This window comes from Rhodococcus sp. S3 (assembly GCF_058211795.1).
Window position 1 is genome coordinate 2,442,757 of record NZ_CM177074.1, and the last position, 25,971, is coordinate 2,468,727.

The following is a 25,971-nucleotide window of genomic DNA, read 5'->3' on the forward strand; positions in this document are numbered from 1 at the left end:
CCGTTACGGTCGAGGCGGTGCGCTCGGCGAGGGCAGTGCGCCCGGACAGACGCCGCAGCCTCCGGAATCGGACACGATGAATCCTCACGAGATCGGACAGGACACCCACAGAGTGGGCGATCCGGGACCCGCCACGCGTGCACTGATCGAGGCGGTCGCCGACCTGTCGACGACGCGGCAGGCCGAGATCACGCAGTACATGACCGAGCGGATCTCGGCCGAGATCGAGGCGATGTCCACCGACCGCCACACCCGCCGCTCCCTCGCCCAGGCCGCGGAGGAGGGTGTCGCAGCCATCACCCGGTTCCTGCGGGACGATCTTGCCGAGATCGAGATCCCGGCGGCGTCCTATTCACTGGTGCGCATGCTGGCCCGGCAGGGATTCCCGGTCTCGGTGGTCGACCGCAGCAACCGGCTCGCGCAGGACAGCATCATGCGCTGGTGCCTCGAGGTGCTGGCGGGACTCAGCGACGACGCCGCGGCAGTGATGCAGGCGGGCGTGGAGATCCTGATGAAACTCTCTGCCGGGATCGATGGGGTGTCGCAGAAGTTGCTCGGGGTCTACGAGGCCGAGCGCGACACCTGGCTGCTCAACCGCAACGCCTCCCGGACCGCCCGCATCCAGGACATCCTGGCCGGACGGCCGATCGAGGTGGGGGACGCCGAGCGCACCCTCGGCTACCGGCTCGGCCAGCACCACCTCGGGGTGATCGTCTGGACGGACGACATCGAAGTGGTCGGCGGGGACCGGTCCGGCACCGAATGGAACGGCCTCGAGCAGGCGGTGACGGCCTTGGCCGAACATCTCGGGCGGGGAGGTCGGGTGCTGTTCGAACAGTTCGACGAGTACACCGCCTGGGCATGGATCCCGCTCGGTACCGTCGATCGCATCGACCCGAGCGGACTGTCCGGGGTCGTCGCGGCCTGGCAGCGACCCGTCGGTGTCGCCGTCGGAGCGCCGCAGGAGGGGATCGACGGTTTCGTCCGCACCCATCGGCAGGCGGCGCGGGCGCGGGAGGTGGCTCTGACATCGGCTCTGCCGGTCCCACGTCTCGTCTCGATCGACGAGGTCGGCGCGGTCGCGTTGATGTGCACGAATCTCGAATGGGCGCGCGCCTGGGTGGGGGATGTGCTCGGCCGCCTCGCCGCCGACGATCCCGCTGCCGCACAACTGCGGCACACACTGCGGGAGTTCCTGTCCAGTGGAGGCAGTTTCGTCGCCACCGCGGAAAAGCTCCATCTGCACCGGAATTCGGTCGCCTACCGGATCAGCAAGGCGGAGGAGCAGATCGGGCACAGTGTCCGCGAGTGTCGACTCGACCTCGAGAACGCGCTCGCGCTGTGCCACTGGCTCGGAGCCGCCGTGCTCGCGCCCGATTCGGAAGGTCCACCTTCGCCCGGGTGACGGCCCGTTATCGGGAGCCGGGCACGGCGCTGCGGACGAACCGTCCGATCTCGCCGATCGCGCGGATTCCTTCGGGTAGCAGATCCGCGGCGGCCTGGAATACGTGCACCTGCCGGTCCCAGACCTGCAGTTCGCACGCGATACCGGCGTCGGCGAGACGGTCGGCCATCGACTCCGCGTCCACCAGGAACAATTCGTGCGAGCCGACCTGGATGAGCGTGGGCGGCATGCCCGACAGATCCGCGTCGGCAGGGCAGAGCCGCCCCGACTCCTGGCGACGTCCTGCAAGACCGGCCAGCGCCTCGAGTGCGTTGCCGGGCAGCAGCGCGCAGTGTGCGGCGTTGGAGTGGCCGAGCTTGCGGGCGAGTCGACCCGGCGAATCGGGTGCCGCTGTCTTCCACGTGAAGGACGAACGTCCCTCGGTTCACCGGTGCGGCTGCACACTGTTTCGGTAGTGATTCGGGCTGTGCGCACAGTGTCCGCGCGTGGCACTGGGTGCCGGTGCGAGCTGGAACACGTCGAAGTAGGGAAGATCTGCAGGTAGGGAGGTTTATTCGGGCGCTTGTCCAAGTGATATCCGGTGGCCCGAACGACCCGAAAGCCCCTGTCGACCGACCCGGCATTGTGCGCTGCGACCAGCGAACCCCCACGATCTGTGTGCTCGCGTACCGATGGAAAAGCTCCCGAGTCGACCTACCTTCGAATAGGGGGCCGATGATCGGAGCCACGTCATCGGCCCGTCGGGGTCCCGCCCCCCTCTACGACGGACCGCTTCGTGGCTCGGACATTTTCCGTTGACGGAAGGACTGCGATGGCGCCCCACGCGACGCAGAACTGCATGACGATCCTGCGCTGCGGAAGCTGCACGACGCTTCACGCTCCGGAGACAGCGTGCTGCTCCTCCTGCGGCGGCGCGAACCTCGAGTCCGCCCGCTGCTCCGGCACCGGCTCGATCGTGTCCTGGAAGGTCGTCGAACCGCTCGACGACGGCGCGCAGGACGACAGCGCGGTCACCCTCGCAATCGTCGAACTCGACGACGGGCCATGGCTCTACTCGAAGATCGAAGGATCGTTCCCCGACTGCGCCGAGGCCCGGGTGCGGGTCGCGTTCCGGTCCACTGCGGGTGACGACGGATTCCCCGTCTTCGGGATCTGCGCGGCCTGATCTACGACGCTCATCCCTCGAGAACCGCGGTGGCTTCGATCTCCACGAGCACGACAGGTTCGTAGAGCGCCGCGACACCGATCAGCGATGCCGGCGGCATCGGATCGGGCAGATCGATCTCCTGCGCGACGGCCTGCACACCGGCCATGAACTGTCCGATCTTCTCGGGATGCCAGTCTGTGACGTAGAACGTCAGGCGCACGACATCGCGGAAGGTCGCGCCGGCTCCGTCCAAGCCTCGTGCGACGTTGCGCAGCGCTTGGGCCACCTGACCGGCCAGCTCGGTAGGAATCGGTGAGCCGTCCGGCATGTATGCGACCTGTCCGGCGAGATGGACCTGTCGCGTGCCGGTGGAGACTGCGACGTGGTGGTAAGGAGCGTTCGGCAGCGTGCCTTCGGGGCTGAACAGGGTGACGGACACGGACATGGAGTTCTCCTGGGGTCGGAACCAAATGGTATCCGAGTTATACTTGGTATCCGGAAGTCACTTCAACGAAACCAGGTTTCATGTCGGATACCGCTGACCACGATCTGCTCGCCGTCGCCGCCCACCGGGAACTGTTGGGGCAGATCCTCGACAAGTGGTCCTTGAGCGTGCTCACCGAATTGTGCGAGGCTCCGCGCCGCTTCAACGAGCTGCGGCGCGCCGTTCCCGAGGTCACGCAGAAATCCCTGACGACCACGTTGCGCAGACTCGAACGCAACGGAATCGTCGAACGCCGGGTGGTGAACACCCGCCCCGTCGCGGTCGAATACCGCATCACGCCACTGGGGAAGACGGTGCGCGAACCGATCGACGCTCTGTTGATGTGGGCGTCGACGAATCTTCCTCGCATCGAGGAAGCGCGACGCAGATTCGACGAGGATCTCGGCGAATGAGGATGTCAGCGCTCGGGCCACGGTTCGACGACCAATCGAGGCCATTCCACCTGTCATCGTCGGGCTTTCGCTTCGTACACGTTGCGAGGTGCCAGCACCGGATTCGGGCGGAGCACCATCCCGAACAGGTCGTCGAAACCGTGCGGAGCGTAGACCCGTAGTCCCGGATGCCGGCCTGCCGGTCGCGGCCGTCGAGAAAGTTCCAGACCGTCTGGAAGACTCCGCCCGCGGTGAGATATCAGTCTCCGATGCCGAGTTCACCCGTCCGGTCCAGGACGACCCGGCACACCGGATTTCCGGGAACGATGTCGAGCAGTCGCTGCTCGGTTGCGGGGCGTGAGGTCACTCGGGCATCGTCTCTCGTCGCGGGATACCGATAGCGCTAGGCCTGACGCGACCGGGACTTCCAGGCCGACCAGGCAGCGGTCACGATGATCGCGCCGGCGAGGGAGCCGATGATCTCGCTGGGGCGTAATTCGAGTCCGTCACCTGCGAGAAGGCTGATGAGTAGACCGCCGATGAACGAACCACCGACGCCCGCGACCAACGCGAGAGTCCAGTCGATCCCGGTCCCGGACCTGCCCACGACGAGCTGTGCCACCGCGCCGACGAGCAGCCCGAACAGAATGATTCCGATGATCAACATTGCGCGAGTACAAGTGGACATCCTCACGCGGACCCCGCTTTACGTCTCGAAAGTGCAATTCGAGATCCGGTCTTCCCACGGGTCAAACTGTTGTTACATGCGAGCCTGCCCTTCGAGTTCAGCAAGGTTGCGGTTGCGCAATGACTCGGTAGTGGGTCTGGTGTGACCGTCCGAGGCGGACCGCACTCGGAGAATGGCCAGGACAAGCGCACAGGCCCAGGATTTTCCGATTGCGCCCGACGTGCCGATGCATTTGATCGACCGCATCCGGGCACTCCGACATCTCGATACCGGTCCCGAGAAATTCCGTGATGCAGGCGGGCCGGTCACCCTCGTACATATCGGTCCTGCCCGGTGGGCGCCGACCTTCGCTATCGTCACCTCACCGCAGGGCGCCCACGATGTTCTCGGCGGTTTCGACGGTTCCTTCGACAAGGAAATGACCGTCCACGTCGAGGGACGGGTGTGGGTCGGCGACAATCTCTTCAATCTTCCTCACGATTCGTGGGTGCCGCACCGTCGTGCGTTGCAGCCTTTGTTCACCAAGAAGCACGTAGCGGTCTACGCCGACCGGATCGCCGAGGTCGCCGACACGATGGCGGCAGAGTGGAGCGAGGGCGGGTCGATCGATCTCGACACCGAAACCCGGCGACTCACCCTGCGTGTCCTTGGCCGGTCACTCTTCGGAACGGATCTCAGCGAGAAATCCGAAGCTGTCGGAGTTCCACTCGGACAGGTGGTGCAATTCGTGGGACGACGTGCCCTGCAACCGATACGAACCCCGACATGGCTGCCGACACGTGCCCGTCATCGTTTCCGTGTTTCGTTGGCTGTTGTCACCGAAACGCTCGACGAGGCGATGGACGCCGCGCGGAGCGGTGCTGGCAATGGCGCCGAATTGATCAAGCTGTTCTTCGAGCTCACCGATCCGGTCACTGGCAGAGCGTTCAGCGACGAGAAAATCCGTGACGAGTTGCTCGCGTTTCTCTTCGCGGGTCACGACACCACCGCGACCACTCTCGCCTACAGCTTGTGGCAGCTCGGCCGCAATCGCGAGATGCAGGAGCGGGTGGCGCGGGAGGCTGCAGCCATCGGAGACCGCCTGTTGCGCGCGAGCGATATCGGGGATCTGCCCTACACCGTCCAGATAGTCCATGAGTCACTGAGGATGTGTCCGCCCGCAGCGACGGCCGCGCGAATGGCAATGCGCGACGTGGAGGTCGACGGTTACCGTATCCCTGCCGGGACGAATACGATCGTCGGCACCTACGCGCTCCACCATGATCCGTCGCTCTGGGACGAGCCCGAGAAATTCGACCCGGATCGGTTCGCCTCCGGGCAATCGGTAGACAGGTCGCGGTGGCAGTATCTGCCGTTCGGTGGTGGCCCACGCACCTGCATCGGAGATCATTTCGCCATGCTCGAAGCAATCCTGGGCCTCGCCAGTGTGGTGCGAAAACTCGAGGTGGAATCCCTTCACGACGATTTTCCGGTAAAGACGCCGTTCACCTTGGTCGCGGCCGGACCCGTGCCCGCGCGTGTGGGGACCAGAGCCGTCGCTGCGTAGTCGTCGGCAAAGGCAGGCAGGTGCGTCGCGCCGCACTGATCGGGACAGGGCAGGATGGTGGCCATGCAGACCACACCCCTGACCTTCGAGTCCTCCGTTGTCGTTTCCGCCACCCCCGACGAGGTGTACGCCCTCGTCTCCGACGTCACCCGCACGGGTGAATGGTCGCCCGTCTGCGCGGAGTGCTGGTGGGACGAAGGGCAGGGCCCCGAGGTCGGTTCCTTCTTCACCGGCCGGAACGTCACCCCCGAACGCATCTGGGAGGCCCGGTCGAAGGTCGTCGTCGCCTCCCCGGGCCGCGAGTTCGCATGGTCGGTCGGCCCGGGCCTCGTGCGCTGGAGCTACGTCATCAAGCCCGCGGACGCCGGCACGGAACTCACGGAGACCTGGGAGTTCACCGAAGCCGGGCAGAAATTATTCCACGAGAAGTTGGGGGCGGAGGCACCTGCCCGGATCGCCGCGCGGGAGCAGGCCGCCCGCAGCGGAATTCCGGCGACCCTGGACGCGATCAAGCGCATCATCGAGGGCTGACCCGGGACGCTCGTCGATCATCGAGGGATCGCCGGGCGACTCCTTGCCGAGGGGCGAACGGTGAACACCGCGACCTTCGGGTGCACCAGGCTCGGTACGTGGTGGGCGCAGTGTCGTGCGCTGCGAGGCCGGGATCGGATTCGAGGGGTCGGCTGCGACACGTAGCAGCCTGATCGCCGAAGTGCGGGTCACCGAGGAACTCCCCACCGGCGGACTGGGTGTCGGCCTGGGCATCCAGAAGGCCGATTCGCGCTAGGAGGCCCTGCGCGATCTGATCGACGAGGTGCTCCGCGTCGACGATGCCGGCTCACCGATCGCGGCGTTGATCTCCGGCCTCGACGTCGCCTACGACCTCGGTGAGAGACACCCGCTGCTGGGACGACGCATGCCGGATCTCGACGTCATTGCCGAGGAGAAGCCGGTTCGAGTGTTCGGGCTCGCCCACTTCTGCTGCAATTCGACGGTCCACCAATCGATTCCGGGCATCGTCCTGAATGCGTCGACCTCGTGTGGGCGCGTTACGACGCCGCTTGGGGATTGTCGTTGCTCGGTGAGGGGGACGCGCCGTCGGCTGTGGTCGTGCGCCCGTACGGGCACGTGGCATGGGTGGGGGGCTCGACGGACGGTCTCGACGCCGCGCTCGCGAAGTGGTGCGGCACTGCGGCCGGCCGACCAGGAACCGTTGCGTGAGCAGGTGATTCCTGACCTACGCGGGTAGACCGTACCGACCTTGCGCGCCGAACAGGGCTTCGCGCGCGTTGCAGTTGCGTCGAAACACGGTTCGGCGCGCAAGGATCGGCGGCGCAGTGAGACCATGCGTCACCGACGAGGAACAGCGACGTACTTGACCTCGAGGAACTCGTCGATACCGATGGTGCTTCCCTCGCGTCCGAGACCCGATGCCTTGATGCCGCCGAACGGTGCCGCGGGATTGGACACGATGCCGGTGTTCAGCCCGATCATGCCGACCTCGAGCGCTTCGCTGACACGGAAACTGCGGTCGACATCCTGGGTGAAGAGGTATCCGGCCAGTCCCCAGGGCGTGTTGTTGGCGATCTCGACGACCTCGTCCTCGGTGTCGAAGACGATGATGGGCGCGACCGGTCCGAAGATCTCCTCGCTCATCAACGCGGCGTCCTTCGACACGTCGGCGAGGACGGTGGGTGGGTAGAAGTAGCCGGGTCCCTCGGGTCGGCTTCCGCCGCACACCACGCGCGCTCCACGTTCCACGGCATCGGCGACGAGACGCTCCACTTTCGTCAGAGCCTTCTCCTCGACCAACGGACCGACCTGGCTACCCTCGACCAGGCCGTCCCCGACGACGAGGGCATCCATCCGAGCAGCGAGCTTCTCGGCGAACCGATCGGCGACCGCGCGGTGCACGAAGATGCGGTTCGCAGCGGTGCAGGCCTCACCCATGTTGCGCATCTTCGCGGCGAGCGCGCCGTCGACGGCCCGGTCGAGATCGGCGTCCTCGAACACGATGAAGGGGGCATTTCCGCCCAGCTCCATCGAGCTGCGCATCACGTGCTGGGATGCCTGTTCGAGCAGCCGGATGCCCACCGCGGTCGAACCGGTGAAACTGACCTTGCGTGCGATACCGCTCGACATCCAGGTCGAGACGACCTCCCCGGGTGCGGTGGTGGGCACGACGTTCAGCACACCCTTGGGCACACCGGCCTCGACGAGCACGTCGACCAGGGCCAGCGAGGTCAACGGCGTCAGCTCCGAGGGTTTGAAGACGATGGTGCACCCGGCTGCGATGGCGGGTCCGATCTTGCGGGTACCCATGGCGAGCGGGAAGTTCCACGGCGTGACGAGGACGCAGGGTCCCACCGGCTCCTTGGACACCAGGATGCGGGTCGCGCCGTCGCCGGTGCTGGTCACATCACCGCGGATGCGGACGGCTTCCTCGGAGAACCACCGGAAGAACTCCGCCGCGTAGGCGACCTCGCCCTTCGCCTCGGCGAAGGGTTTGCCCATCTCGGTGGTCATGATGGTCGCGAACTCGTCCTGCCGCTCCAGGATGAGCTCGTAGGCCCGGCGAAGGATCACGCTGCGTTCGCGCGGAGCGGTCTTCGCCCAGTGTTTCTGCACGCGGGCGCAGGTTTCGATGGCACGCCGGGCGTCGTCGGCGTTGCCGTTCGCGACGGTCGCGACGACCTCCTCGGTCGCCGGGGCGACGACCTCGAATCGTTCACCGGAGCTCGATTCGACCCACTCACCGTCGATGAACAATCCTGTGCTGACGCGGGACACTGCGTCGGAGACGCCCACCCGTGTCCCGACAATCGTTGCATCGGTCATGCGCTTTCCTCCTCGGAGATGGTGTTGTTCATCGACATTCGTGGCCCGGGATCGAGCAGTTCTGCGAGATGTTGCCCCGGGCAGGACACGTCGATCTGTGCGACCTGCATCGCGCACGAGAATCCGTCGGTGACCACCGCGGAGTCGTCGTCGGCCGCGCGCAGTGCCGGGGCGAGGGAGGTCTCGGCGACCTTCATGCTGATGTCGTGGTGTTGTTTCTCGAATCCGAAGTTTCCTGCTACGCCGCAGCATCCGACCGCGTCGCGGACGTCGTCGACTCCCGCTGCGGTCAGGATCCGGCGATGGCTTCCGGCGCCGAACACGGAGTACTCGTGGCAATGGGTCTGCAGCACCATCTCGTTCGGTAGCGGCTGTGCAGGAGCGGGTGTCCAGCCGTTGCGCACCATGGTGTCCAGGTAGGACGCGAAGCTGTGGACCCGTGCGGCGACGCGACGCGCAGCCTCGGTGGGCACCAGCTCGGGCAGGTCCTTGCGCAGGGCGGCGGCGCAACTCGGCTCGACGACGACGATCGGCCGGTCGGTGCCGTCGTCCAGTGTGCGGGCGGCGTGGGAGAGTTTCTTCTTCGCGGTGTCGAGCTGGCCGGTGGAGATCCACGTCAGTCCGCAGCACGCGTCCGCGGAGCAGCTCACCTGCTGATCCGCCGAGGCGAGCACGCGGGCGGCGGCACCGGCGACCTCCGGCCGCAACCCGCGAGTGAAGGTGTCGACGAACAGCACCACCGGCATCGAACCGGACCGGCCGCTCAGCGCGTCGCTCACGGCCTTCTTCCAGGCCCGCCGGGAGGCGAAAGGCGGAAGTACCCGGTCGGGGGAGATGCCGCCGAGAGCGGCGACGCGCTTGGCGAGAGAAGTGCGCAGGACCGCGTTGACCAGCGGTGCTGCCAACCCCGTGACGCGGAGCCAGCGTGGCAGCCACCCCAGCGAATAGTGCGATACCGGTCGTCGTGTGCCGTCGTAGTAGTGCGAGAAGAACTCGGATTTGTAGGTGGCCATGTCGACGCCGGCCGGGCAGTCGGTCGAGCAGGCCTTGCACGACAGGCACAGATCGAGTGCCTCACGCACCTGTTCGGACTTCCACCCTTGTTCGATCGTGCGGGCGCCGCGCACCATCTCCTGCAGGACCCGGGCCCGGCCGCGAGTCGAATCCTTCTCGTCGCGGGTCGCGCGGTAGCTCGGGCACATCACGCCCCCGGCGTCGGCCCGGCACCGTCCGACGCCGATGCAGCCCTGGACGGCGTGCACCCACGGGTCGGGGGTGTGTTGCGGCCGCGCGCCGTCGGGACGGACCGCCTCGATCGGGTGCAGGTCGTAGTGGGTACGCCAGGTGCGTTCGGGAACGCCCGCCAACGCCAGATCTTCATCGATCCGTGCCGGGTCGGTCAGCGATCCCGGGTTCAGGATGCCTTGCGGGTCCCAGATCGTGCGGAAGGCGCGGAATGCGCTCATCATCCGCGCGGAGTACATCACCGGCAGCAGTTCCGAGCGGGCACGGCCGTCGCCGTGTTCTCCGGAGAGCGATCCGCCGTGACGGACCACCAGACGCGCGGCTTCGTGCGTGAACTCGCGGAAGACCTTCCGGCCCTCCTCGGTGCGCAGGTCGTAGGTGATGCGGATGTGCATGCAGCCGGCGCCGAAGTGCCCGTACATCACCCCCTGCAGACCGTACCGGTCGAGCAGTGCACGGAAGTCCTGCAGGTAATCGGCGAGGTTTTCCGGCGCGACGGCGGAATCCTCCCAGCCCGGCCAGGATTCGCCACCGGACGCCAGACGGGAGGACAGTCCGGCGCCGTCCTCGCGCACCCGCCACAGGGAAGCGCGCTCGGTGGTGTCGGCCGCGATGCGGCCGTCGACGAGACGGCCGTTGCGGCGAAGTTTGTCGAGCAGTGCGTCGGCGGCCGCGGCCACGGAGTCCGGGTCGTCACCGTCCAGGTCCACGTAGAGCCACGCGCTTCCGGCGGGGAGACCGAGGACGGAGTTCTCGCCCCGACGCAGCCGCATGGTCTCGACGATCGCCGCGTCGACACCCTCGACCGCCGCAGGAGAGAATTCCAGGATGGTTCCGATGTCGCGGGCTGCGTCGACGACGTCGTCGTAGCCGAGGCAGACCAGCAACGCGCTGGACGGGCGGGGAACCAACTCGACGCGGGCGCCGACGATCACCGCGCACGTTCCCTCGGATCCGACGAGCGCACGGGCGACATCGAACCGCTTCTCCGGCAACAGATTGTCCAGGTGGTACCCCGAGACCTGCCGTTGGATCCTCCCGAGCTCGGTGCGGAACTCGAACAGGTGCTCGCCCGCCAACGCGGTGAGCTCGGCGTCGAGCTGCTGCGCGCGAGCCGCAGCGGCCGCGTCGTCGGGGTCGGTGGCACGCAGGCCTCGCTGCGCCGCGGTGAGCCGGAACCCGTCGGCGGTGACGAGGTCGATCTCGTGGACGTGATCGGACATGCGGCCGTAGCGCACCGAGTGGTTTCCGCAGGCGTCGTTGCCCAGCGCGCCACCGACCGTGGCCCGGTTCTTCGACGAGGGATCGGGGGCGAAGGTCATCCGACCCGAGGACGCGTCCTCGACTGCCCGCGTAAGGGTGTCGAGCACGACGCCCGGTTCGACGTCGGCGACACCGGACGTCTCGTCGATGTCGAGGATGCGGTTCATGTGCCGGGAGAAGTCGAGGACGACACCGGAGCCGATGGCATTACCCGCCATCGACGTCCCGCCCCCTCGGCTGACCAGCGGAATCCCGGTGTCGCCGCAGGCGGTCACCACCGTCACGACGTCGTCCACCGACCGAGGAAAGACCACGGCCGAGGGTGGCACCCGATAGTTGGAGGCGTCGTAGGAGTACTCGGCCCGTCGACGCGTCGAGGTGTCGATCGGGACGCCCAGTGCGTGGAGTCTGTCGGTGAGGAGTCGAACTCGGACGTTCTCGTCGGTCGAGGAAGCTCCGCCGTCCTGTCCTATGGTGAGCTGGTCGTCGTTCATCGCGTGCGCCGCGTCAGGAACGGGGACCGCAGAGAATGTGGGCGCGTCGGATCAAGGAACACTATCGGCCGCCTCCCAGTTTGTAGGATTGTCGACAATCCTGTGTATGCACGGAGCGTACAAAGCGGCGACGCCGAACGCAACGCACACCGCCTGCGCATCCGCATCCGTAATCGAGCTTCTTCGGGCCCTTAGCTGGTCGGTGCGTCGGCGATGAGCGCCGCGAGCAGCAATTCCGCCCGTACCCGCGCGTCCCCGAGGTCGACATCGAGCAACTGCTCGATCTTCGCGATGCGCCCGCGCAGCGTGTGCCGGTGGACGTCCAGCGCGGCCGCTGCCGATTCCCAATGTCCGTTGGCTTCGAGAAACGCGCGTAGTGAAGGAACCAGGCGCCCGCCGCGCTCGCGGTCGTATTCGGCGAGGACCGTTACGGTCGACGCGGCGACGGATTCGAGCACGGACCGTACCTGGGGAGAGGCGAGGAGGGCGGTGCCGTGGGTGGCATCGAACTCCGCGATACGACAGGTGGCGTCGGTGGTGCGCAGTGCATGCTCGGCCTGCTCGAGTCCTTGTCGGACCTCGGCGATCCGATGGGCGGGGCTGAGGCCGGCGCGCAGGGGGCGGGCGTGCTTCGCCGGTAGGTCGGCGAGCATCGCCGTGACGTCGGAGATGCTGTCGTCGCCGCGCAACAGCACGGTGAGTTCGTCCCCCCTCCTCGCGGCTGTAGAACGGTCGCCGGCGGGCGTCGAGAACGATGTCGAGATGCCGACGCACCTCGGACGAATGCGGTGTGCTCAGCCGCAGGACGCGGACGCGGTTGCGTCGACCGACAGCGTCGGCCAGGTACTCCAGTGCATCGCCCGCGTCCAGGAGACCCGCGGCGAGTAGGTCGAAGACCTTGGACCCGAGGTCGTTTCGTTCGTTCCGCAGACGCCGGGGCTTGTCGAGTTCGAGGGTCACCAGGGAGACAGCGTGACCGATCAGTACGAGTTCGACGTTCTGGAGGGGTCGGTCCGCTTGGACCGCCAGGTATCCGTTCACGATGCCGCCGTGGACGACCGGCTGAACCGTCACCGTCCTCCCCGGGCGAATCAAGGTGACCGACCCGGTGCCGTCCCGCCGCGCCTCGGCGATCGGCTCGGTGAGGTCCGGGTCCGGCATCGGATGAGCGATCACGGCATCGTCGCGCTCGGCCACGTACACGACCGAGGCGGAGGTCGAGACGGCCAGTTCGCGCACGATGGCGGTCACGCCCCCGCGCAGTGCGGCCCGTGTGATGCGGACCTGGGTGTCGGCTGCTCGGCGCACCAACTCGTACTCCTGCTCGGCGAGCCGCGTCGTCACCGCACGGCTGACCGCCGCGAACGGGGTCGTGTAGGGCACTTCGAGCAGCGCCAATCCCGCCGCGTCGGCGGCCTCGAGTACCGACGGAGGGATTTGTTCGTGCGACAGGCCGGTGCCGAAGCCGAGTGCGGCAATCCCGGCCTCTGCGAGTCGCCGGACGTAGTCGCCACCCTCCTCGTCGCGCAGGCCGAGGCCGGTGGTCAGGACCAGTTCGCCTCCGGACAACCATGGTCGCGGGTCGACGAGTTCGGTGGGCTGGACGAAATCGATCAGTCGCTCCTGCCCGGCCCGTACGGCCCGCAGTGCCAGCCCGAGTCCTGGTTGTCGTAGTAACCAGGCGATGCCCACGCTCATGACCGTCATCCTATGGCGGTGGACGAATCGGCGTATTTCCTCGGAGCAGGTTGTACGAAATGGATATGGAGCCGTTCCGTCCCCGCTTCGATACTCGAATCACCACCTGCTCCGCACCGCACCGTCGACGGCGACGCTGCGATCACGCGCCGAGCGAATGATCGAGAAAGGACCCTCATGTCCGAGATGGAGTACCGACTTCCCCAGCAGCGTCGCCTCGTCACCGAGTTGCCCGGCCCGCGCTCGGTCGCTCTGACCGAACGCCGCCACAATGCTGTCGGCGCGGGCGTCGCCTCGTCCGTGCCCGTCTACGCCGCCGACGTCGACGGCGGTGTCGTCGTCGACGTCGACGGCAACTCGCTGATCGACCTCGGTTCCGGTATCGCCGTCACCAGCGTCGGGGGTTCGGATCCCGCCGTGGTGGCCGCGGTGAGCGAGCAGGTCGCGCACTTCACGCACACCTGCTTCATGGTCACCCAATACGAGGGTTACATCGCCGTCGCCGAGAAGCTCGCCGAGCTCACCCCGGGTGATCATCCGAAGCGCACGGTGCTGTTCAACAGCGGCGCCGAGGCGGTGGAGAACGCCGTGAAGATCGCGCGGGTCGCGACCGGTCGCAGCGCCGTGGTGGTGTTCGACCACGCCTACCACGGCCGCACCAACCTGACCATGGCACTGACCGCGAAGAACCAGCCCTACAAGGAGGGCTTCGGACCGTTCGCGCCCGACATCTACCGGGTCGCGGCGTCCTATCCGTTCCGCGAGGGCCTGAACCACGACGGCACCGAGGTCAGCGGTGAGCAGGCCGCCCGCCGCGCCATCTCGCAGATCGACAAGCAGATCGGGGCGCACAACGTCGCCGCGATCGTCATCGAGCCGATTCAGGGCGAGGGCGGATTCATCGTGCCCGCCAAGGGTTTCCTGCCCGCCCTCGTGGACTGGGCGAAGGCCAACGGCATCGTGTTCGTCGCCGACGAGGTGCAGACCGGCTTCGCGCGCACCGGCGACTGGTTCGCCAGCAACGACGAGAACATCGTCCCCGACCTGATGACCCTGGCCAAGGGCATCGCCGGTGGTATGCCGCTGGCAGCGGTGACCGGTCGCGCCGATCTCATCGACGCCGTGCACGGCGGCGGCCTCGGCGGCACCTACGGCGGCAACCCGGTGGCCTGTGCCGCTGCGCTGGCGACCCTGGACCGTATGGCCGAGCTGGACCTGTGCGGCCGGGCCCGCCGTATCGAGCAGATCGCCACCGACCGGCTGCGTGCGCTGGCGGCCGACATCGACATCATCGGTGAGGTCCGCGGCCGCGGGGCGATGCTGGCCGTCGAATTCGTGCAGCCCGGCACCCGTGAACCCGACCCCGAGGCGACCAAGGCCATCGCCGCCAAGGCACTCGAGCAGGGCGTCATCATCCTGACCTGCGGCACCTACGGCAACGTCATCCGCCTGCTGCCGCCGCTGGTGATCTCCGACGAACTGCTCGAAGACGGTCTCGACGTCCTCACCGCCGCCGTCCGCGAGGTCGCCGGCGCCACGTCCCTTGCAGGAGCAATCCGATGAACCACACCCTTCCCGCCGATGTTCCGACCCGGCTCTGGCTCGGTGGCAAGCTCGCCGATGCCTCGACCGGCGCGACGTTCCCGGTGACCGATCCGGCCACCGGTGCGGTGCTCGCCGAGGTCGCCGACGCCTCGCCGGCCGACGGCCTGCAGGCTCTCGAGCTCGCGAGTGCGGCACAGGCCGAGTGGGCGGCCACCGCACCGCGCACGCGTGGTGAGATCCTGCGCACCGCATTCGAACTCGTGCAGGCCCGCGCCGACGACTTCGCCCGCGTGATCACCCTCGAAATGGGCAAGACCCTGGCCGAGGCGCGCGGCGAGGTGAACTACGGGGCCGAGTTCCTGCGCTGGTTCGCCGAGGAGGCCGTGCGGATCGGTGGTCGAACCGCCACCGCCCCGGCCGGCAACGGACGCATCCTCGTCACCAAGGAAGCGGTCGGTCCCGTGCTGGCCATCACCCCGTGGAACTTCCCGCTGGCCATGGCCACCCGCAAGATCGGTCCCGCCCTTGCGGCGGGCTGCCCGATCATCGTCAAGCCCGCGGCGGAAACCCCGCTGACGATGCTGTTGCTCGGCCAGGTCTTCGCCGACGCCGGTCTGCCGGCCGGCGTGCTGTCCATCCTGCCGACCTCCGATGCTGCGGCGCTGACCGAGCCGTTGATCACCGATTCGCGGATGCGCAAGATCACCTTCACCGGTTCGACGGGGGTCGGCAAGCACCTGGTCCGGCAGTCCGCCGACCGGCTGCTGCGCACCTCGATGGAACTCGGCGGCAACGCCCCGTTCCTGGTCTTCGACGACGCCGATATCGACGCGGCCGTCGACGGGGCGATGGCGGCGAAGATGCGCAACGGGGGAGAGGCCTGCACCGCAGCCAACCGATTCCACGTCGCGCGGGCGGTGGCCGAGGAGTTCACCGACAAGCTCACCGCACGCATAGCCGCACTGCAGACCGGCCACGGCCTCGACGAGGGCACCGACCTGGGGCCGCTGATCACCGACCGGCAGCGCGCCACGGTCGACGAACTCGTCCGCGACGCGGTCGAGCGAGGAGCCCGCGTCCGCACCGGCGGGCGGATCCCCGACGGGACGGGCAGCTTCTACCCACCGACCGTGCTCGACCGGGTGCCGGCCGACGTCCGGCTGTTGAAGGAGGAGATCTTCGGTCCGGTCGCGGCGGTCACGATCTTCGACACCGAGGACGAGGCGATCGCCGCCGCGAATGACACCGAATACGGTCTGGCCGCCTACTTCTACACCTGCGACCTCGATCGGGCGATGCGCGTCGCGTCGGCGCTGAAGACCGGGATGGTCGGCGTGAACCGGGGTGTCATCTCCGACGTTGCCGCACCGTTCGGCGGTGTGAAGGAATCGGGCTTCGGCCGGGAGGGCGCCGCCGAAGGTATCGAGGAGTATCTCGACACCAAGTACATCGCCCTGTGAGCGTCTGCCGTCTGCACCCCGAGTCTGCGCAGGGTGCAGACGGCAGCGTGTCGTATCGGAGCCGGTCGGTAGCTGTGACACAGCCGTGGATGCCGACTGCGTGCGGTCGGGCTACGTACGGCCGCGACGGTCGTCGAATCCGTCGGCGTAGCGGAGGCGCTGTTGCGTGCCTACACCAGCCGAGTCACGCCGATGGTGTGATCGGTGGTGAACTCCTCGATCGCCCACTCGCCGTTGAATCGTCCGAGACCGGAGTTGCGTTCGCCACCGAATGCCACGTGTGCCTCGTCCTGAACGGTCATCTCGTTGATGAACGTCATGCCTGCCTCGACCCGATGCGCGAATTGCAGTCCGCGGTCGATGTTCTGCGTGAAGACTGCGCTGGACAGACCGAATTCGTGGTCGTTGGCCAGTTCGAGGGCGTGTGCTTCGTCGTCGGCGCGCAGGACCGCGACCATCGGGCCGAAGATCTCCTCGCGGGCGATCTCCATGTCGGGTGTGACGTCGACGAACACGTGCGGAGGCACGACCCGGCCGTCGATCTTCCCGCCGAGTGCAACGCGTGCTCCGGCGTGCCGGGCCTGCTCGATCTTTTCCTCGAGGCCCTTCAACTGCGAATCGTTGACGACCGGCCCGACCAAAGTGCCGTCTGCGGAGGGATCGCCGTAGGGCACGGCCTGCGCGGCTCGGGTGAACCGTTCGACGAAATCGTCGTACACCGGCGCCTGCACGATGATGCGGTTCACGGCCATGCAGATCTGTCCGGAATGCAGGAACGACCCGGTCACCGCTGCCTCGACGGCCGCGTCGAGGTCGGCGTCGTCGAGGACCACCAGGGGTGCGTTGCCGCCCAATTCGAGTGCCACCTTCTTGAGGTGCTCACCGCCGGTGGCGACCGCACCGACCTGCTTGCCGACCGGTGTCGAGCCGGTGAAGGAGATCAACCGCGGGACGGGATGCTCGACGAAAGCGTCGCCGATCTCCGAACCGGAGCCGATCACCACCGACAACACTCCCGCCGGTAGGCCTGCTTCCTCGAAGATCCGGGCGATCAACAGGCCGCCGGTCACCGGAGTGTCCGAGGCCGGCTTGATCACCACGGCATTGCCCAACGCCAATGCCGGTGCCACCGATCGCTGCGACAGGTGCAGCGGGAAACTCCACGGGCTGATCACCCCGACCACTCCGATGGGCTTGCGGTACACCCGCATCTCACGGTTCGGGGTGTTCGAATCGAAGATCGATCCGTGGACCCGGGACGGGAACGACGCCGCCTCCTGAGTGATGCCGATGGCCAGGGAGACCTCGGTATCGGCCTTGATCCGCGTCGAGCCGGATTCGGCGACCAGCCAGTCGATGATCTCGGCTCGGCGTTGTTCGAGGATCTGCGCGGCGCGACGCAGGACCGCGGCGCGGTCGGCGGGACCGGTCGCGGCCCACTCGGCCTGTGCTGCCCGGGCGGAGGTGTAGGCGGCGTCGACGTCCTCGGCGGAGGCGAGGCGGATCGTGGCGACCACGCTGTCGTCGAACGGGTTGGTGTCGGTCAGGACGCGGTCGGAGCGTCCCTCGCGCCACTGCCCATCGATGAACTGGGAGGCGACCGGCTGCCCGGCGAACGTGGCGGTGGAACCGAGATCTGTTGTTGTCATGGAGAACTCCTCGACGGTAGGTAGGTCAGGGAAAAGCGACGACGGGCTCGAAGGTCGATGCGTTTACCGAATCGTCGAATGTGGTGTTGATCTGTTCGAACAAATAGGCTCCACCTGCCGGTCTGGATGCCGGAGTCCGCACGATGTCCTCGTATCCGAGAACTGCCGACAGCGGCGTCGGATAACACTCGTTGCAGACGATCGCATCTGTGTGGCGTACCCCGCCGGCGACCATTCGAACCCGGAGCTTGCGCCTGGTCGGGACCGGCGACGCAGGAAATGGCGCACGGCTCTCGCGGCTGTGCGCCACGTCTTGCGTTCGATGGACGATGCCTACGAATCGAGCCGGCGATCGTCGAATCTGTCGGCGTGTCCGGCGATGTGAGCGTGCAGTCGCGTGACCGCCGGTGAAGGCGTCCTCGTCCCCGTCGTCAATCCGATGGTGCGATTCGCGATGCCGGCGACCGGCACGGTGACGATTCCGGGGACCGGAGTTTCCGAGCGAGGCAACAGTGCAACCCCGAGGCCCTGGGCGACCAGTGCCCGGATCGTTTCGAACTCGCTGATCTCGAACGCGATGTACGGTTCGAATCCTGCTTCAGCGCAAACAGATTCGAGTTGTCTCCGGATGTGGTAGTCGGGAGGGTTGGCGATGAAGTGATCGTCCGCGAGGTCGCGCAGGTCGAGGCGGGCACGGCCGGCGAGTCGATGGCTGCTCGGGAGGTGGAGCAACAGCCGCTGCTGGGCGAGCACGGTGACCGGCAGATCCTCCGGCGGAGGGATGATGACGGCGAGATCGAGCCGGCCGTCGCGAACCATCTCTGCGAGCGCTTCGCCGTGCGCCTGGACCAAGTGCAACCGGACGCCGGGGACGAGACGGTGGAACTCGGCCAGCAACGACGGGATGCTCACCGGCCCGAGGGTGAGCGGGAACCCGAAGCGGACGACGCCGTGATCGGGATCGGCGTGCTCACGCACCGTGGCGATCGCACCGTCGAGCTCCCGGACCAGATGCCGGGTGCGTTCGTGCAACTCCCGCCCGGCCGACGTCAACACGACCCCTCGTCCGGATTGCTGGAACAACGCCACACCCACTGCTTTCTCGAGTGCCCGGATGCGGCGACTGACCGAGGACTGGGGAACGTCGAGCAGATCCGCCGCGCGCGTGATGTGGCCTTCGCGCGCCGCGGCGTCGAAGGCGACGAGCAGTGGGGCGACCATTGCGGTCTCGGACGTCATATACCAATCCACATCTGCATGGTAATACCTGCGAAATCTCATTGGACGGATGAATCGGGAAGAGGCACGCTGAAGATCGACAACGGCGAAAGCAGGTGAATGATGGTGAATCGGAAGCACTCTGCCGACGGACCACAGCACGACGACCACGAGTGCGACGCCGTCCTGATCGGCGGCGGCATCATGTCGGCAACACTGGGTGCACTGCTGACACGGCTCGAACCCGATCGGTCGATCCTCGTCCTGGAACGACTCGACGAGGTCGCGGCCGAGAGCAGCGCCCCGTGGAACAACGCCGGCACCGGCCACGCGGGCCTCTGCGAACTGAACTACATGCCCGATCCTGAGGATTCGACCCGGGCCGAGGAGATCGGCCGACAGTTCCGGATCTCACGGCAGTTCTGGGAGTCCCTCGACGAGCCGGACGAGACGACGTTCGTGAACGCGACACCGCACATGAACGTCGTCTTCGGCGAACGCGATGTGGACTATCTACGTCGGCGGCACGCCACCTTGCAACGCTCGCTGCTGTTCTCCGCCATGGAGTACAGCGAGGACCCCGACACGATCGTCCGGTGGGCACCGCTGGTGATGGGCGGTCGCTCCGGATCCGAACCGATCGCGGCCACGCACTACGAGGCAGGCACCGACGTCGACTTCGGTGCCCTGACCCACCGACTGCTGTCGGACGCGCGTCGTCGTGGCGTCGAGCTTCGTACCGGGCACGAGGTCACACGACTGCGCCGCACCACCGACGGGAGGTGGACGGTCTCGGGACGCACGACGACGGGACGGTTTTCGGTCCGATCCCGGTTCGTGTTCGTCGGCGCCGGCGGGTACGCCCTGAAACTCTTGCAGAAGGCCCGCATCCCGGAGGTGCGAGGTTTTGCCGTCTTTCCCATCGGCGCGCAGTTCCTCCGCACCGGTAATCCCGACGTGGTGTCCCAACATGCGGCGAAGGTCTACAGCCAGGCCGACGTGGGCGCACCACCGATGTCCGTGCCGCATCTCGACAAACGGATCGTCGACGGACGCGAGTCGCTGATGTTCGGCCCGTACGCCACGTTCAGCACCAGGTTGCTCAAACACGGCCGGCTCACCGATCTGTTCACCACCCTGCGCCCACACAACATCGCCCCGTTGGTGGCGGTGGGCCTGCAGAATCTGTCGCTGGTGCGCTATCTCGTCGGCCAACTGCTCGCGTCCCGTGCGCGGAAATTCCGGCAGCTGCAGCGATTCTGTCCCGAGGCACAGCAGTCCGACTGGGAGTTGATCGACGCGGGGCAACGAGCCCAGCTCGTCAAACCCGATCGTCGCAGGGTCGGCGTCCTGACCTTCGGCACCGAGGTCGTGGCGAGCGCGGACGGCAGCATCGCCGGGTTGCTCGGGGCGTCGCCCGGCGCCTCGATCGCTCCATCGGCGATGGTCGAGCTGCTGAGCACGTGTTTCCCGGATGACGTGGCGCGGTGGCGACCGGTGCTCGAACGGATGATGCCCGACCTGTATCGGGAGACCGAAACGACCTCGCGCGCCGAACCGGGCCTCGCCCGCGCTACAGCAGCGGCGAGAAACGGTTCGGCGCGCGAGGATCCGAGCGCCTCGTAGGATTTACGCTCAGGCGGTCTGCAGGAACGGGTAGTCGGTGTAGCCCTCGGCTCCGGACGCGTAGAACAGCTCCGGACGCGGTGCGTTCTCCGGCTGCCCGTCCCGCCAGCGCTCGGCCAGGTCGGGATTGGCGATCAGCGCGCGGCCGACGGCCACGGCGTCGGCGTGCGAATCGTCGATCAGCTGCACGGCCTCGTTGCGGGTGGTCGGCGAGCCGAAGCCGCTGTTGGCGATCACCTTGCCGCCGAAACGCTTCCGGAGTTCCTGGACCAGATCGCCGGTCGGCTCCTTGTGCAGGACCGACAGATACGCCAGGCCCAGGGGCTGCAGGGCGTCGACCAGAGCGCCGTAGACGGCACGCACATCGTCGCGATCGGTCTCGACGGCGTCCTGGATGTTGTGTTCGGGGGAGATCCGCAGCCCGACACGTCCGGCGCCGACCGCCTCCGACACGGCCTTCACGACCTCGACAACGAGGCGGATCCGGTTCTCCACCGAACCGCCGTACTGGTCGTCCCGCACGTTCGATGCGGGGGAGAGGAATTCGTGCAGCAGGTAGCCGTTGGCGCTGTGGACCTCGACGCCGTCGAGTCCGGCATCGATTGCACGGCGGGCCGAGGCGACGAAGTCGTCGACGACGGAGGGGATCTCGTCGATGGTCAGCGCGTGGGGCACGGGGTAGGGCTGCTTACCCTGCTCGGTGTGCACCTGGCCGTCGATCGCGATCGCGCTCGGCCCGACGACACGCCGGCCACCGTTGACGTCGGGATGCGTGACGCGGCCGCCGTGCATCAACTGCAGCACGATGCGTCCGTCGCGCTCGTGCACGGCATCCGCGACGCGACGCCAGCCGGCGACCTGCTCGTCGGTGACGATGCCGGGCTGACCGACGAAGGCCTGCGATTCGAAGTTCACATAGGTTCCCTCGGCGATGATGAGTCCGGCGCTCGCCCGCTGACGGTAGTGCTCGACGATCAGATCTCCGGGTACACCGGCCGACCCCCACCCCCGACGGCATTCCGGTGCCCGGCCGATTGTGGGATGGGTCATAGCGCCGGGTGGATGGTCACTCCGAGTGTTCGACGGCGGTGACCAGCCGATTCGACCAGTTCTCCAGGTGCTCGACGAACTCCGGTGGCGACGCACCGAGCAGCCGTCCTCCGGACATGCCCACGGCGAAGACCGCCCAGTCCATGCTGTCGGCGTCCACCTCGATCCGGCACCGTTCGGAGTCGATCGCGATCACCTCGGCCCACTGACCGATCCGGCGCCGCACCTCGTGCTCCGGCGCCTCGAGTTCCGCACTGACCTTCACCTGGGAGCGGCTGCGGATGCCGCGTTCGACGAAGGCCGCGGCATTGCCGCCGGGCAGCTCGCGCTGCCGGAATCGCATCCCGGTGGCGGTGGTCTCGGCCATGCGGTCGAGCCGGAAGCTGCGCCAGTCACCACGGTCGAGGTCGTAGCCGACGAGATACCAGCGTCGCCCGAGGGAGACGAGCTGCCGGGGTTCGACGCGCCGGCTCGTCGTGGTGCCGTCGGCCGCGGTGTACTCGAAGACGATGCGTTCGTCGTCGCGGCACGCGCGCGCGACGGTGACGAGTTGCTGTGAATCGGTCGCGCGGGTCGCCCAGGGGGTGTCGGCGGAGACCGTCGCCGCATCGAGCGCCTCCACCTGGCGTCGCAGCCGCGGTGGCATCACCTGGATGACCTTGGCCAGCGCGCGCACGGAGATCTCGGCGATCCCGGTGATCGAGGTCTGGGCCGCGGTGAGTAGGCCGACCGCGAGCGCGACCGCTTCGTCGTCGTCGAGAGCCAGTGGTGGCAACGACGCGCCCGGCGCGAGCTGGTACCCGCCGCCGACCCCACGATCGGACCGCACCGGATATCCGAGATTGCGGAGCCGTTCGATGTCGCGGCGGAGGGTGCGCAGCGAGACGCCCATCCGGTCGGCGAGTTCGGCGCCGAGCCAGTAGCGGTGGGTCTGCAACAGCGACAGAAGCCGCAGGGTGCGGGAGCTCGTGTCGGACATGACCTCATTCTTCCGCACCTGCGGACCTATAAGTGACAGGAACTGGCACCAATGGCTCGTAGCGTAGTTCTTGCCGGATCACGACGACGAGGAGCACCCGATGACCGAGACCACCACCACCCGGAACGCCACCCCGACCCTCGACCAGGAACGCCGCGATCTGCTGTCGGGCCTCGCCCACGCGCGGCACTTCCTGCGGTTCACGGCCCGCGATCTCACCACCGAACAGGCGTCGCAACGAACAACGGTGAGCGCCTTGACGATCGGCGGACTCATCAAGCACGTCACCGAGGTCGAGCGGGGATGGGCGGATTTCCTCGTGGTCGGAGCCGACTACATGGAGAAGGATTTCACCGAGTGGACCGAAGAGGATTTCGCCGAACACGACAAGGTCTTCCAGCTGCAGCCCGGTGAGACCCTCGAAGGAGCGCTGCGCGCCTACGACGAGGTCGCCACCCGGACCGACGAGCTGGTACGCACGCTGCCGTCGCTGGACGTCGTCCACGAACTTCCCAAGGCACCGTGGAACACCGAGGACGCCTGGTCGGTGCGTCGCGCGCTGCTGCACATCGTCGCCGAGACGACGCAGCACGCCGGCCACGCCGACATCATCCGCGAATCCCTCGACGGATCGAAGTCGATGGGGTGAACCGGAGGTCGCGCTAGCGCCGGCCGGTGTCGCGCATCAACTCGGCGAGCTCCGTGCGGTCGGAGACGTCGAGTTTGGTGCACGCCCGGTAGATGTGCCCCTCGACGGTGCGGACCGACACCACGAGCCGGTCGGCGATCTGCCGGTTGGACAGCCCGGCGGTGACCATCGCGGCGACCTCCCGTTCCCGGCTGGTCAGGGGGAGCGGGCGAGCCGCCTCGTCCAGCGCCGGCGACGAGGCGTGATCGCATCGCGCAGCCAGTGCCGCGGCCGCGGCGGCGGCTTCGACGGATCGTCGGGTGTCGCCGTGGTCGCGGTAGGCGAGGGCGGCCAGGGCGTGGGCATCGGCGGCGTCGGCGAGGGCCCCGAGCGCCTCGAAGGTCTCCGCGGCCGCGGTCAGTCCCCGGCCGTCCGCCTCCGCGGAAGCGGTGGCGTGGGCCGCCATGGCGGCGACGAGACGTCCGTCGCACTGCTCGGTCAGTGCCGAGAGTCGTTCCGCGGTGGTGCGATCCCCGAACCGGGTGGCGGTGTGCAGGGCGATCGCCTCGACGGCGAACTGATCGTGCCGTGCCGCGATCTGCGCCGCCTCTCGGGCCGAGGTGATCGCGTTCGTGGTCTCGCCGCGCGCCGCGGCGAGCCATGCCTCTGCGATCCGGAGTTGCGGCTCGAAGACGGCGACGTGCAGGCCGCTGCGCGAGGTCGCCTGGGCCAGAGCGGCATCCGCGTCGTTGACACGCCCGAGTACGGCGTAGCCGTGTGTGAGGGCGAGGTACGCCGGCACGTTCCAGGAGACGGTGGCAGCCCGGTCGTCCACCTGGAGCGCGGCGACGGCCTGTTCGAGGCGGTGCACGGCGTGCACGAACCGCCCGCGCGCGGTGTCGACGACGCCGAGCAGGATGTTCGCCAGCCCCCACGCGAGATACTGGCCTATCGACGTGACGGTCCCGTGGGCGTCGGCGGGACCACGCATCGCGCTCTCCCGATAGGTCTCGGCCCGACGCTCGGCCTCGTCGAGGCTCCCGGTGAGGAGCAGTGCGAGGACCTCGCCCAGTCCGGCGGGATAACGCAGCAGGCCGTCGACCTGATCGGCGACTGCTGCGCAGCGCGCCGCCATGGCGGGGACCTCGTGACCACGTCCCATCACCGCGAGGGCCAGTCCGCCGCCGAAGAACGCCCACTCGACGGCCCAGGGGAGCGCGGTTTCGGTGGCGAGGACGCGATGGGCGAGGGTGAGTGCATCGCGGGGACGCCCTTCGTACACCGCGCATCCGCAGTCGATCGCGTCGACCACCGACCCCAGGTGGGGCCGCGTCACCAATTCGCGGAGGGTCGCGAGCACCTGCTGGGCCTCGGCGGCGTTACCCATCCCCCAGAACAGATTGGAGATGCGGGTCGCGCCCCATCGCACGAGCTCGCTCTCGTCGAGGGTGCGGGGATCGAACGAGGCGAGCACGGACTCCGCCTCACTGATTCCACCCAGCCACACCAGTGCGCGGGCGAGGAGATCGGCGGCCGAGAACGTCCCCGTGGCATCGAACGCCGCGCGTGCGAGACGTTCGGCGAGCGGTGCGTCGCCCAGGGCGATCGCATCGTGAGCCGCGGTCTCGAGCAATTCGGGGTCGACGGACCGGCTGCTGTCCAAGGAGAGCTCGGCCAGACGGATCCGGTCGGCCGGGCCTCGCTGGACGCGTGAACCCAGCGCCTCGACAAGCTGCCCCCGGATCCTGCGACCCGCGACCCGGCCCACGCGGCGGCGCACGACCTCACCGAAGAGGGGATGGGTGTAGCGGACGCGATAGTTGCGGTTGTCGTCGACGACGTCGATCAGTCCACGTCGTTCGGCTTCCTCGACCGCGTCGTCACCGGCGAGACCGCAGAGGATCTCGAGGTCGAGCGGTTCGCAGAACGCCAACAGCTGCAGGGCCTGCAACACCTCGGGCGTGAGGTGGTCGATGCGATGTTCGAGGAGTGAGGCGAGCTCGGAGGTGACGGCGGTGCCGCCCCGGAGCTGCCACACGTTCCCCACCCGGCGGAGCGTGCCGGCCTCACGGGTCCCGACCACGAGGTGGTGGACGAACAGCGCGTTCCCACCCGAAGCCTTCCAGATCAGGTCGGCGCTCAACTCTTCCAGGGGTCCACCGAGCACGGTCTCGATGAGATCGATGCACTGCTGCCGGGTGAACGGTGACAGCTCCAGGCGGATGAGATGGCCGTCCTTCCACAGGGAGGTGACGGCGTCGGGCACGACTTCGCCGTTGCGGACCGTAGCGACCGTGTGGACCGCGCGATCGAGGGCGAGCTGATGGAGGAAGGTGGCCGAGAGTGGATCGAGCAGGTGGGCGTCGTCGACCCCGAGGACGAGCCGTGCGCGATCGGAGCCGTGTTCGCCCAGCAGGGCCTGTCGTGCAGCGGCGAGGAAGGCGACGTGGTCGCTGGCAGGGGGAGCTTCGATGAGGTGCGCGAAGGCACCCAGAGGGATGCTCCGAGCGGATTCCGTTCCCGCGATCCAGCGCACCGGGGCGGACAGCGAGTCGGTGGCCATGCGGGCCAGGGTGGTCTTCCCGACTCCGGGATCTCCGGTGAGGACCACACCGC

23 protein-coding genes and 1 pseudogene are annotated in these 25,971 nt (G+C 67.7%); 11 read left to right on the forward strand and 13 right to left on the reverse strand.

The annotated features are described in order from the left end of the window. Positions 1 to 112: 112 nt before the first annotated feature. Entirely contained in the window at positions 113 to 1,405 is a 1,293-nt protein-coding gene (locus AC0LPE_RS11380; RefSeq protein WP_490606233.1) for a PucR family transcriptional regulator, read from the forward strand. 7 nt (positions 1,406 to 1,412) lie between these two features. Here the strand turns inward: AC0LPE_RS11380 and AC0LPE_RS11385 are convergent, their stop codons facing one another. After that, positions 1,413 to 1,730 (reverse strand): alpha/beta hydrolase, encoded by a 318-nt coding sequence (locus AC0LPE_RS11385; protein ID WP_490606342.1) that lies wholly within the window; start codon positions 1,728 to 1,730, stop codon positions 1,413 to 1,415. Between the two features lie 486 nt (positions 1,731 to 2,216). Between AC0LPE_RS11385 and AC0LPE_RS11390 the strand changes: the two genes are divergently transcribed. Next, complete coding sequence (locus tag AC0LPE_RS11390) at positions 2,217 to 2,570, forward strand: Zn-ribbon domain-containing OB-fold protein (RefSeq protein ID WP_006551994.1); 354 nt, start codon at positions 2,217 to 2,219, stop codon at positions 2,568 to 2,570. A 10-nt stretch (positions 2,571 to 2,580) separates the two neighbouring features. Here the strand turns inward: AC0LPE_RS11390 and AC0LPE_RS11395 are convergent, their stop codons facing one another. Next, positions 2,581 to 2,991: a RidA family protein gene (locus tag AC0LPE_RS11395; protein ID WP_024100879.1), complete on the reverse strand. Its 411-nt coding sequence runs from the start codon at positions 2,989 to 2,991 to the stop codon at positions 2,581 to 2,583. Between the two features lie 86 nt (positions 2,992 to 3,077). Between AC0LPE_RS11395 and AC0LPE_RS11400 the strand changes: the two genes are divergently transcribed. Then, entirely contained in the window at positions 3,078 to 3,449 is a 372-nt protein-coding gene (locus tag AC0LPE_RS11400; RefSeq protein ID WP_006551996.1) for a winged helix-turn-helix transcriptional regulator, read from the forward strand. Between the two features lie 53 nt (positions 3,450 to 3,502). Here the strand turns inward: AC0LPE_RS11400 and AC0LPE_RS11405 are convergent, their stop codons facing one another. Together AC0LPE_RS11405 and AC0LPE_RS11410 are read right to left on the reverse strand one after the other, a co-directional pair. Continuing rightward, positions 3,503 to 3,568 (reverse strand): hypothetical protein, encoded by a 66-nt coding sequence (locus tag AC0LPE_RS11405; protein ID WP_254707588.1) that lies wholly within the window; start codon positions 3,566 to 3,568, stop codon positions 3,503 to 3,505. Between the two features lie 263 nt (positions 3,569 to 3,831). Then, the gene (locus AC0LPE_RS11410; protein WP_217579816.1) at positions 3,832 to 4,095 is read right to left on the reverse strand and encodes a GlsB/YeaQ/YmgE family stress response membrane protein; all 264 of its coding nucleotides are present in this window, start codon (positions 4,093 to 4,095) and stop codon (positions 3,832 to 3,834) included. 193 nt (positions 4,096 to 4,288) lie between these two features. On the opposite strand from AC0LPE_RS11410, the gene AC0LPE_RS11415 reads away from it, so the two are divergent. The 4 genes from AC0LPE_RS11415 (at position 4,289) to AC0LPE_RS11430 (ending at position 6,883) form a co-directional block, all read left to right on the forward strand. Beyond that, complete coding sequence (locus AC0LPE_RS11415) at positions 4,289 to 5,662, forward strand: cytochrome P450 (RefSeq protein WP_490606234.1); 1,374 nt, start codon at positions 4,289 to 4,291, stop codon at positions 5,660 to 5,662. Between the two features lie 54 nt (positions 5,663 to 5,716). Continuing rightward, a complete protein-coding gene (locus AC0LPE_RS11420; RefSeq protein WP_230811013.1) occupies positions 5,717 to 6,193 on the forward strand; it encodes an SRPBCC family protein in 477 nt (158 codons plus the stop codon). Positions 6,194 to 6,308: 115 nt separating this feature from the next. Further along, the gene (locus AC0LPE_RS11425) at positions 6,309 to 6,449 is read left to right on the forward strand and encodes a hypothetical protein (protein ID WP_006552001.1); all 141 of its coding nucleotides are present in this window, start codon (positions 6,309 to 6,311) and stop codon (positions 6,447 to 6,449) included. A gap of 215 nt (positions 6,450 to 6,664) precedes the next feature. Further along, positions 6,665 to 6,883 (forward strand): aromatic-ring hydroxylase C-terminal domain-containing protein, encoded by a 219-nt coding sequence (locus AC0LPE_RS11430; RefSeq protein ID WP_490606343.1) that lies wholly within the window; start codon positions 6,665 to 6,667, stop codon positions 6,881 to 6,883. Positions 6,884 to 7,012: 129 nt separating this feature from the next. On the opposite strand, the gene AC0LPE_RS11435 is transcribed toward AC0LPE_RS11430, so the two are convergent. The 4 genes and pseudogenes from AC0LPE_RS11435 to AC0LPE_RS11450 all read right to left on the reverse strand — a co-directional run. Next, complete coding sequence (locus AC0LPE_RS11435; RefSeq protein WP_490606235.1) at positions 7,013 to 8,500, reverse strand: NAD-dependent succinate-semialdehyde dehydrogenase; 1,488 nt, start codon at positions 8,498 to 8,500, stop codon at positions 7,013 to 7,015. Further along, a complete protein-coding gene (locus tag AC0LPE_RS11440; RefSeq protein ID WP_237451183.1) occupies positions 8,497 to 11,502 on the reverse strand; it encodes an FAD-binding and (Fe-S)-binding domain-containing protein in 3,006 nt (1,001 codons plus the stop codon). The genes AC0LPE_RS11435 and AC0LPE_RS11440 overlap by 4 nt, the downstream gene beginning before the upstream one ends. 191 nt (positions 11,503 to 11,693) lie before the next feature. Next, entirely contained in the window at positions 11,694 to 12,197 is a 504-nt protein-coding gene (locus AC0LPE_RS11445; protein ID WP_490606236.1) for a PucR family transcriptional regulator, read from the reverse strand. 697 nt (positions 12,198 to 12,894) lie between these two features. After that, a pseudogene (locus tag AC0LPE_RS11450) lies at positions 12,895 to 13,209 on the reverse strand (PucR family transcriptional regulator ligand-binding domain-containing protein); the annotation flags it as partial. 168 nt (positions 13,210 to 13,377) lie between these two features. Between AC0LPE_RS11450 and gabT the strand changes: the two are divergent. Further along, positions 13,378 to 14,763, forward strand: coding sequence for a 4-aminobutyrate--2-oxoglutarate transaminase (gabT, locus tag AC0LPE_RS11455; protein WP_490606237.1), 1,386 nt, complete (start codon positions 13,378 to 13,380; stop codon positions 14,761 to 14,763). Next, complete coding sequence (locus AC0LPE_RS11460; RefSeq protein ID WP_160875140.1) at positions 14,760 to 16,205, forward strand: aldehyde dehydrogenase family protein; 1,446 nt, start codon at positions 14,760 to 14,762, stop codon at positions 16,203 to 16,205. Before gabT ends, AC0LPE_RS11460 begins: the two co-directional genes overlap by 4 nt. A gap of 170 nt (positions 16,206 to 16,375) precedes the next feature. On the opposite strand, the gene AC0LPE_RS11465 is transcribed toward AC0LPE_RS11460, so the two are convergent. Together AC0LPE_RS11465 and AC0LPE_RS11470 are read right to left on the reverse strand one after the other, a co-directional pair. Beyond that, complete coding sequence (locus tag AC0LPE_RS11465; protein ID WP_490606238.1) at positions 16,376 to 17,854, reverse strand: aldehyde dehydrogenase family protein; 1,479 nt, start codon at positions 17,852 to 17,854, stop codon at positions 16,376 to 16,378. A 333-nt stretch (positions 17,855 to 18,187) separates the two neighbouring features. Then, a complete protein-coding gene (locus AC0LPE_RS11470; protein ID WP_490606239.1) occupies positions 18,188 to 19,093 on the reverse strand; it encodes a LysR substrate-binding domain-containing protein in 906 nt (301 codons plus the stop codon). Between the two features lie 99 nt (positions 19,094 to 19,192). On the opposite strand from AC0LPE_RS11470, the gene mqo reads away from it, so the two are divergent. Further along, entirely contained in the window at positions 19,193 to 20,698 is a 1,506-nt protein-coding gene (mqo, locus tag AC0LPE_RS11475) for a malate dehydrogenase (quinone) (protein WP_272267337.1), read from the forward strand. A gap of 9 nt (positions 20,699 to 20,707) precedes the next feature. On the opposite strand, the gene AC0LPE_RS11480 is transcribed toward mqo, so the two are convergent. Together AC0LPE_RS11480 and AC0LPE_RS11485 are read right to left on the reverse strand one after the other, a co-directional pair. Then, positions 20,708 to 21,748 (reverse strand): alkene reductase, encoded by a 1,041-nt coding sequence (locus AC0LPE_RS11480; RefSeq protein WP_490606240.1) that lies wholly within the window; start codon positions 21,746 to 21,748, stop codon positions 20,708 to 20,710. Positions 21,749 to 21,764: 16 nt separating this feature from the next. Then, on the reverse strand, positions 21,765 to 22,727 hold the full coding sequence (locus tag AC0LPE_RS11485) for a helix-turn-helix transcriptional regulator (RefSeq protein ID WP_088898615.1): 963 nt from the start codon (positions 22,725 to 22,727) through the stop codon (positions 21,765 to 21,767). Between the two features lie 100 nt (positions 22,728 to 22,827). Here AC0LPE_RS11485 and AC0LPE_RS11490 point away from each other — a divergent pair, with 100 nt between their 5' ends. After that, positions 22,828 to 23,376 carry a DinB family protein gene (locus AC0LPE_RS11490; RefSeq protein WP_490606241.1) on the forward strand — a complete coding sequence of 183 codons (549 nt, stop codon included), beginning with the start codon at positions 22,828 to 22,830 and terminating at the stop codon, positions 23,374 to 23,376. Positions 23,377 to 23,389: 13 nt separating this feature from the next. On the opposite strand, the gene AC0LPE_RS11495 is transcribed toward AC0LPE_RS11490, so the two are convergent. Then, positions 23,390 to 25,918 carry a helix-turn-helix transcriptional regulator gene (locus AC0LPE_RS11495; RefSeq protein ID WP_490606242.1) on the reverse strand — a complete coding sequence of 843 codons (2,529 nt, stop codon included), beginning with the start codon at positions 25,916 to 25,918 and terminating at the stop codon, positions 23,390 to 23,392. Between the last annotated feature and the right edge of the window lie 53 nt (positions 25,919 to 25,971).

Coding starts and splice junctions, on each gene's coding strand:
- AC0LPE_RS11400 (WP_006551996.1), top strand. CDS start 3,078: ATGTCGGATACCGCTGACCACGATCTGCTCGCCGTCGCCGCCCACCGG.
- AC0LPE_RS11480 (WP_490606240.1), bottom strand. CDS start 21,748: ATGACCCATCCCACAATCGGCCGGGCACCGGAATGCCGTCGGGGGTGG.
- AC0LPE_RS11420 (WP_230811013.1), top strand. CDS start 5,717: ATGGTGGCCATGCAGACCACACCCCTGACCTTCGAGTCCTCCGTTGTC.
- AC0LPE_RS11415 (WP_490606234.1), top strand. CDS start 4,289: ATGGCCAGGACAAGCGCACAGGCCCAGGATTTTCCGATTGCGCCCGAC.
- AC0LPE_RS11440 (WP_237451183.1), bottom strand. CDS start 11,502: ATGAACGACGACCAGCTCACCATAGGACAGGACGGCGGAGCTTCCTCG.
- gabT (WP_490606237.1), top strand. CDS start 13,378: ATGTCCGAGATGGAGTACCGACTTCCCCAGCAGCGTCGCCTCGTCACC.
- AC0LPE_RS11390 (WP_006551994.1), top strand. CDS start 2,217: ATGGCGCCCCACGCGACGCAGAACTGCATGACGATCCTGCGCTGCGGA.
- AC0LPE_RS11435 (WP_490606235.1), bottom strand. CDS start 8,500: ATGACCGATGCAACGATTGTCGGGACACGGGTGGGCGTCTCCGACGCA.
- AC0LPE_RS11465 (WP_490606238.1), bottom strand. CDS start 17,854: ATGACAACAACAGATCTCGGTTCCACCGCCACGTTCGCCGGGCAGCCG.
- AC0LPE_RS11490 (WP_490606241.1), top strand. CDS start 22,828: ATGACCGAGACCACCACCACCCGGAACGCCACCCCGACCCTCGACCAG.
- AC0LPE_RS11495 (WP_490606242.1), bottom strand. CDS start 25,918: ATGGCCACCGACTCGCTGTCCGCCCCGGTGCGCTGGATCGCGGGAACG.
- AC0LPE_RS11485 (WP_088898615.1), bottom strand. CDS start 22,727: ATGTCCGACACGAGCTCCCGCACCCTGCGGCTTCTGTCGCTGTTGCAG.
- AC0LPE_RS11470 (WP_490606239.1), bottom strand. CDS start 19,093: ATGACGTCCGAGACCGCAATGGTCGCCCCACTGCTCGTCGCCTTCGAC.
- AC0LPE_RS11460 (WP_160875140.1), top strand. CDS start 14,760: ATGAACCACACCCTTCCCGCCGATGTTCCGACCCGGCTCTGGCTCGGT.
- mqo (WP_272267337.1), top strand. CDS start 19,193: ATGATGGTGAATCGGAAGCACTCTGCCGACGGACCACAGCACGACGAC.
- AC0LPE_RS11410 (WP_217579816.1), bottom strand. CDS start 4,095: ATGTTGATCATCGGAATCATTCTGTTCGGGCTGCTCGTCGGCGCGGTG.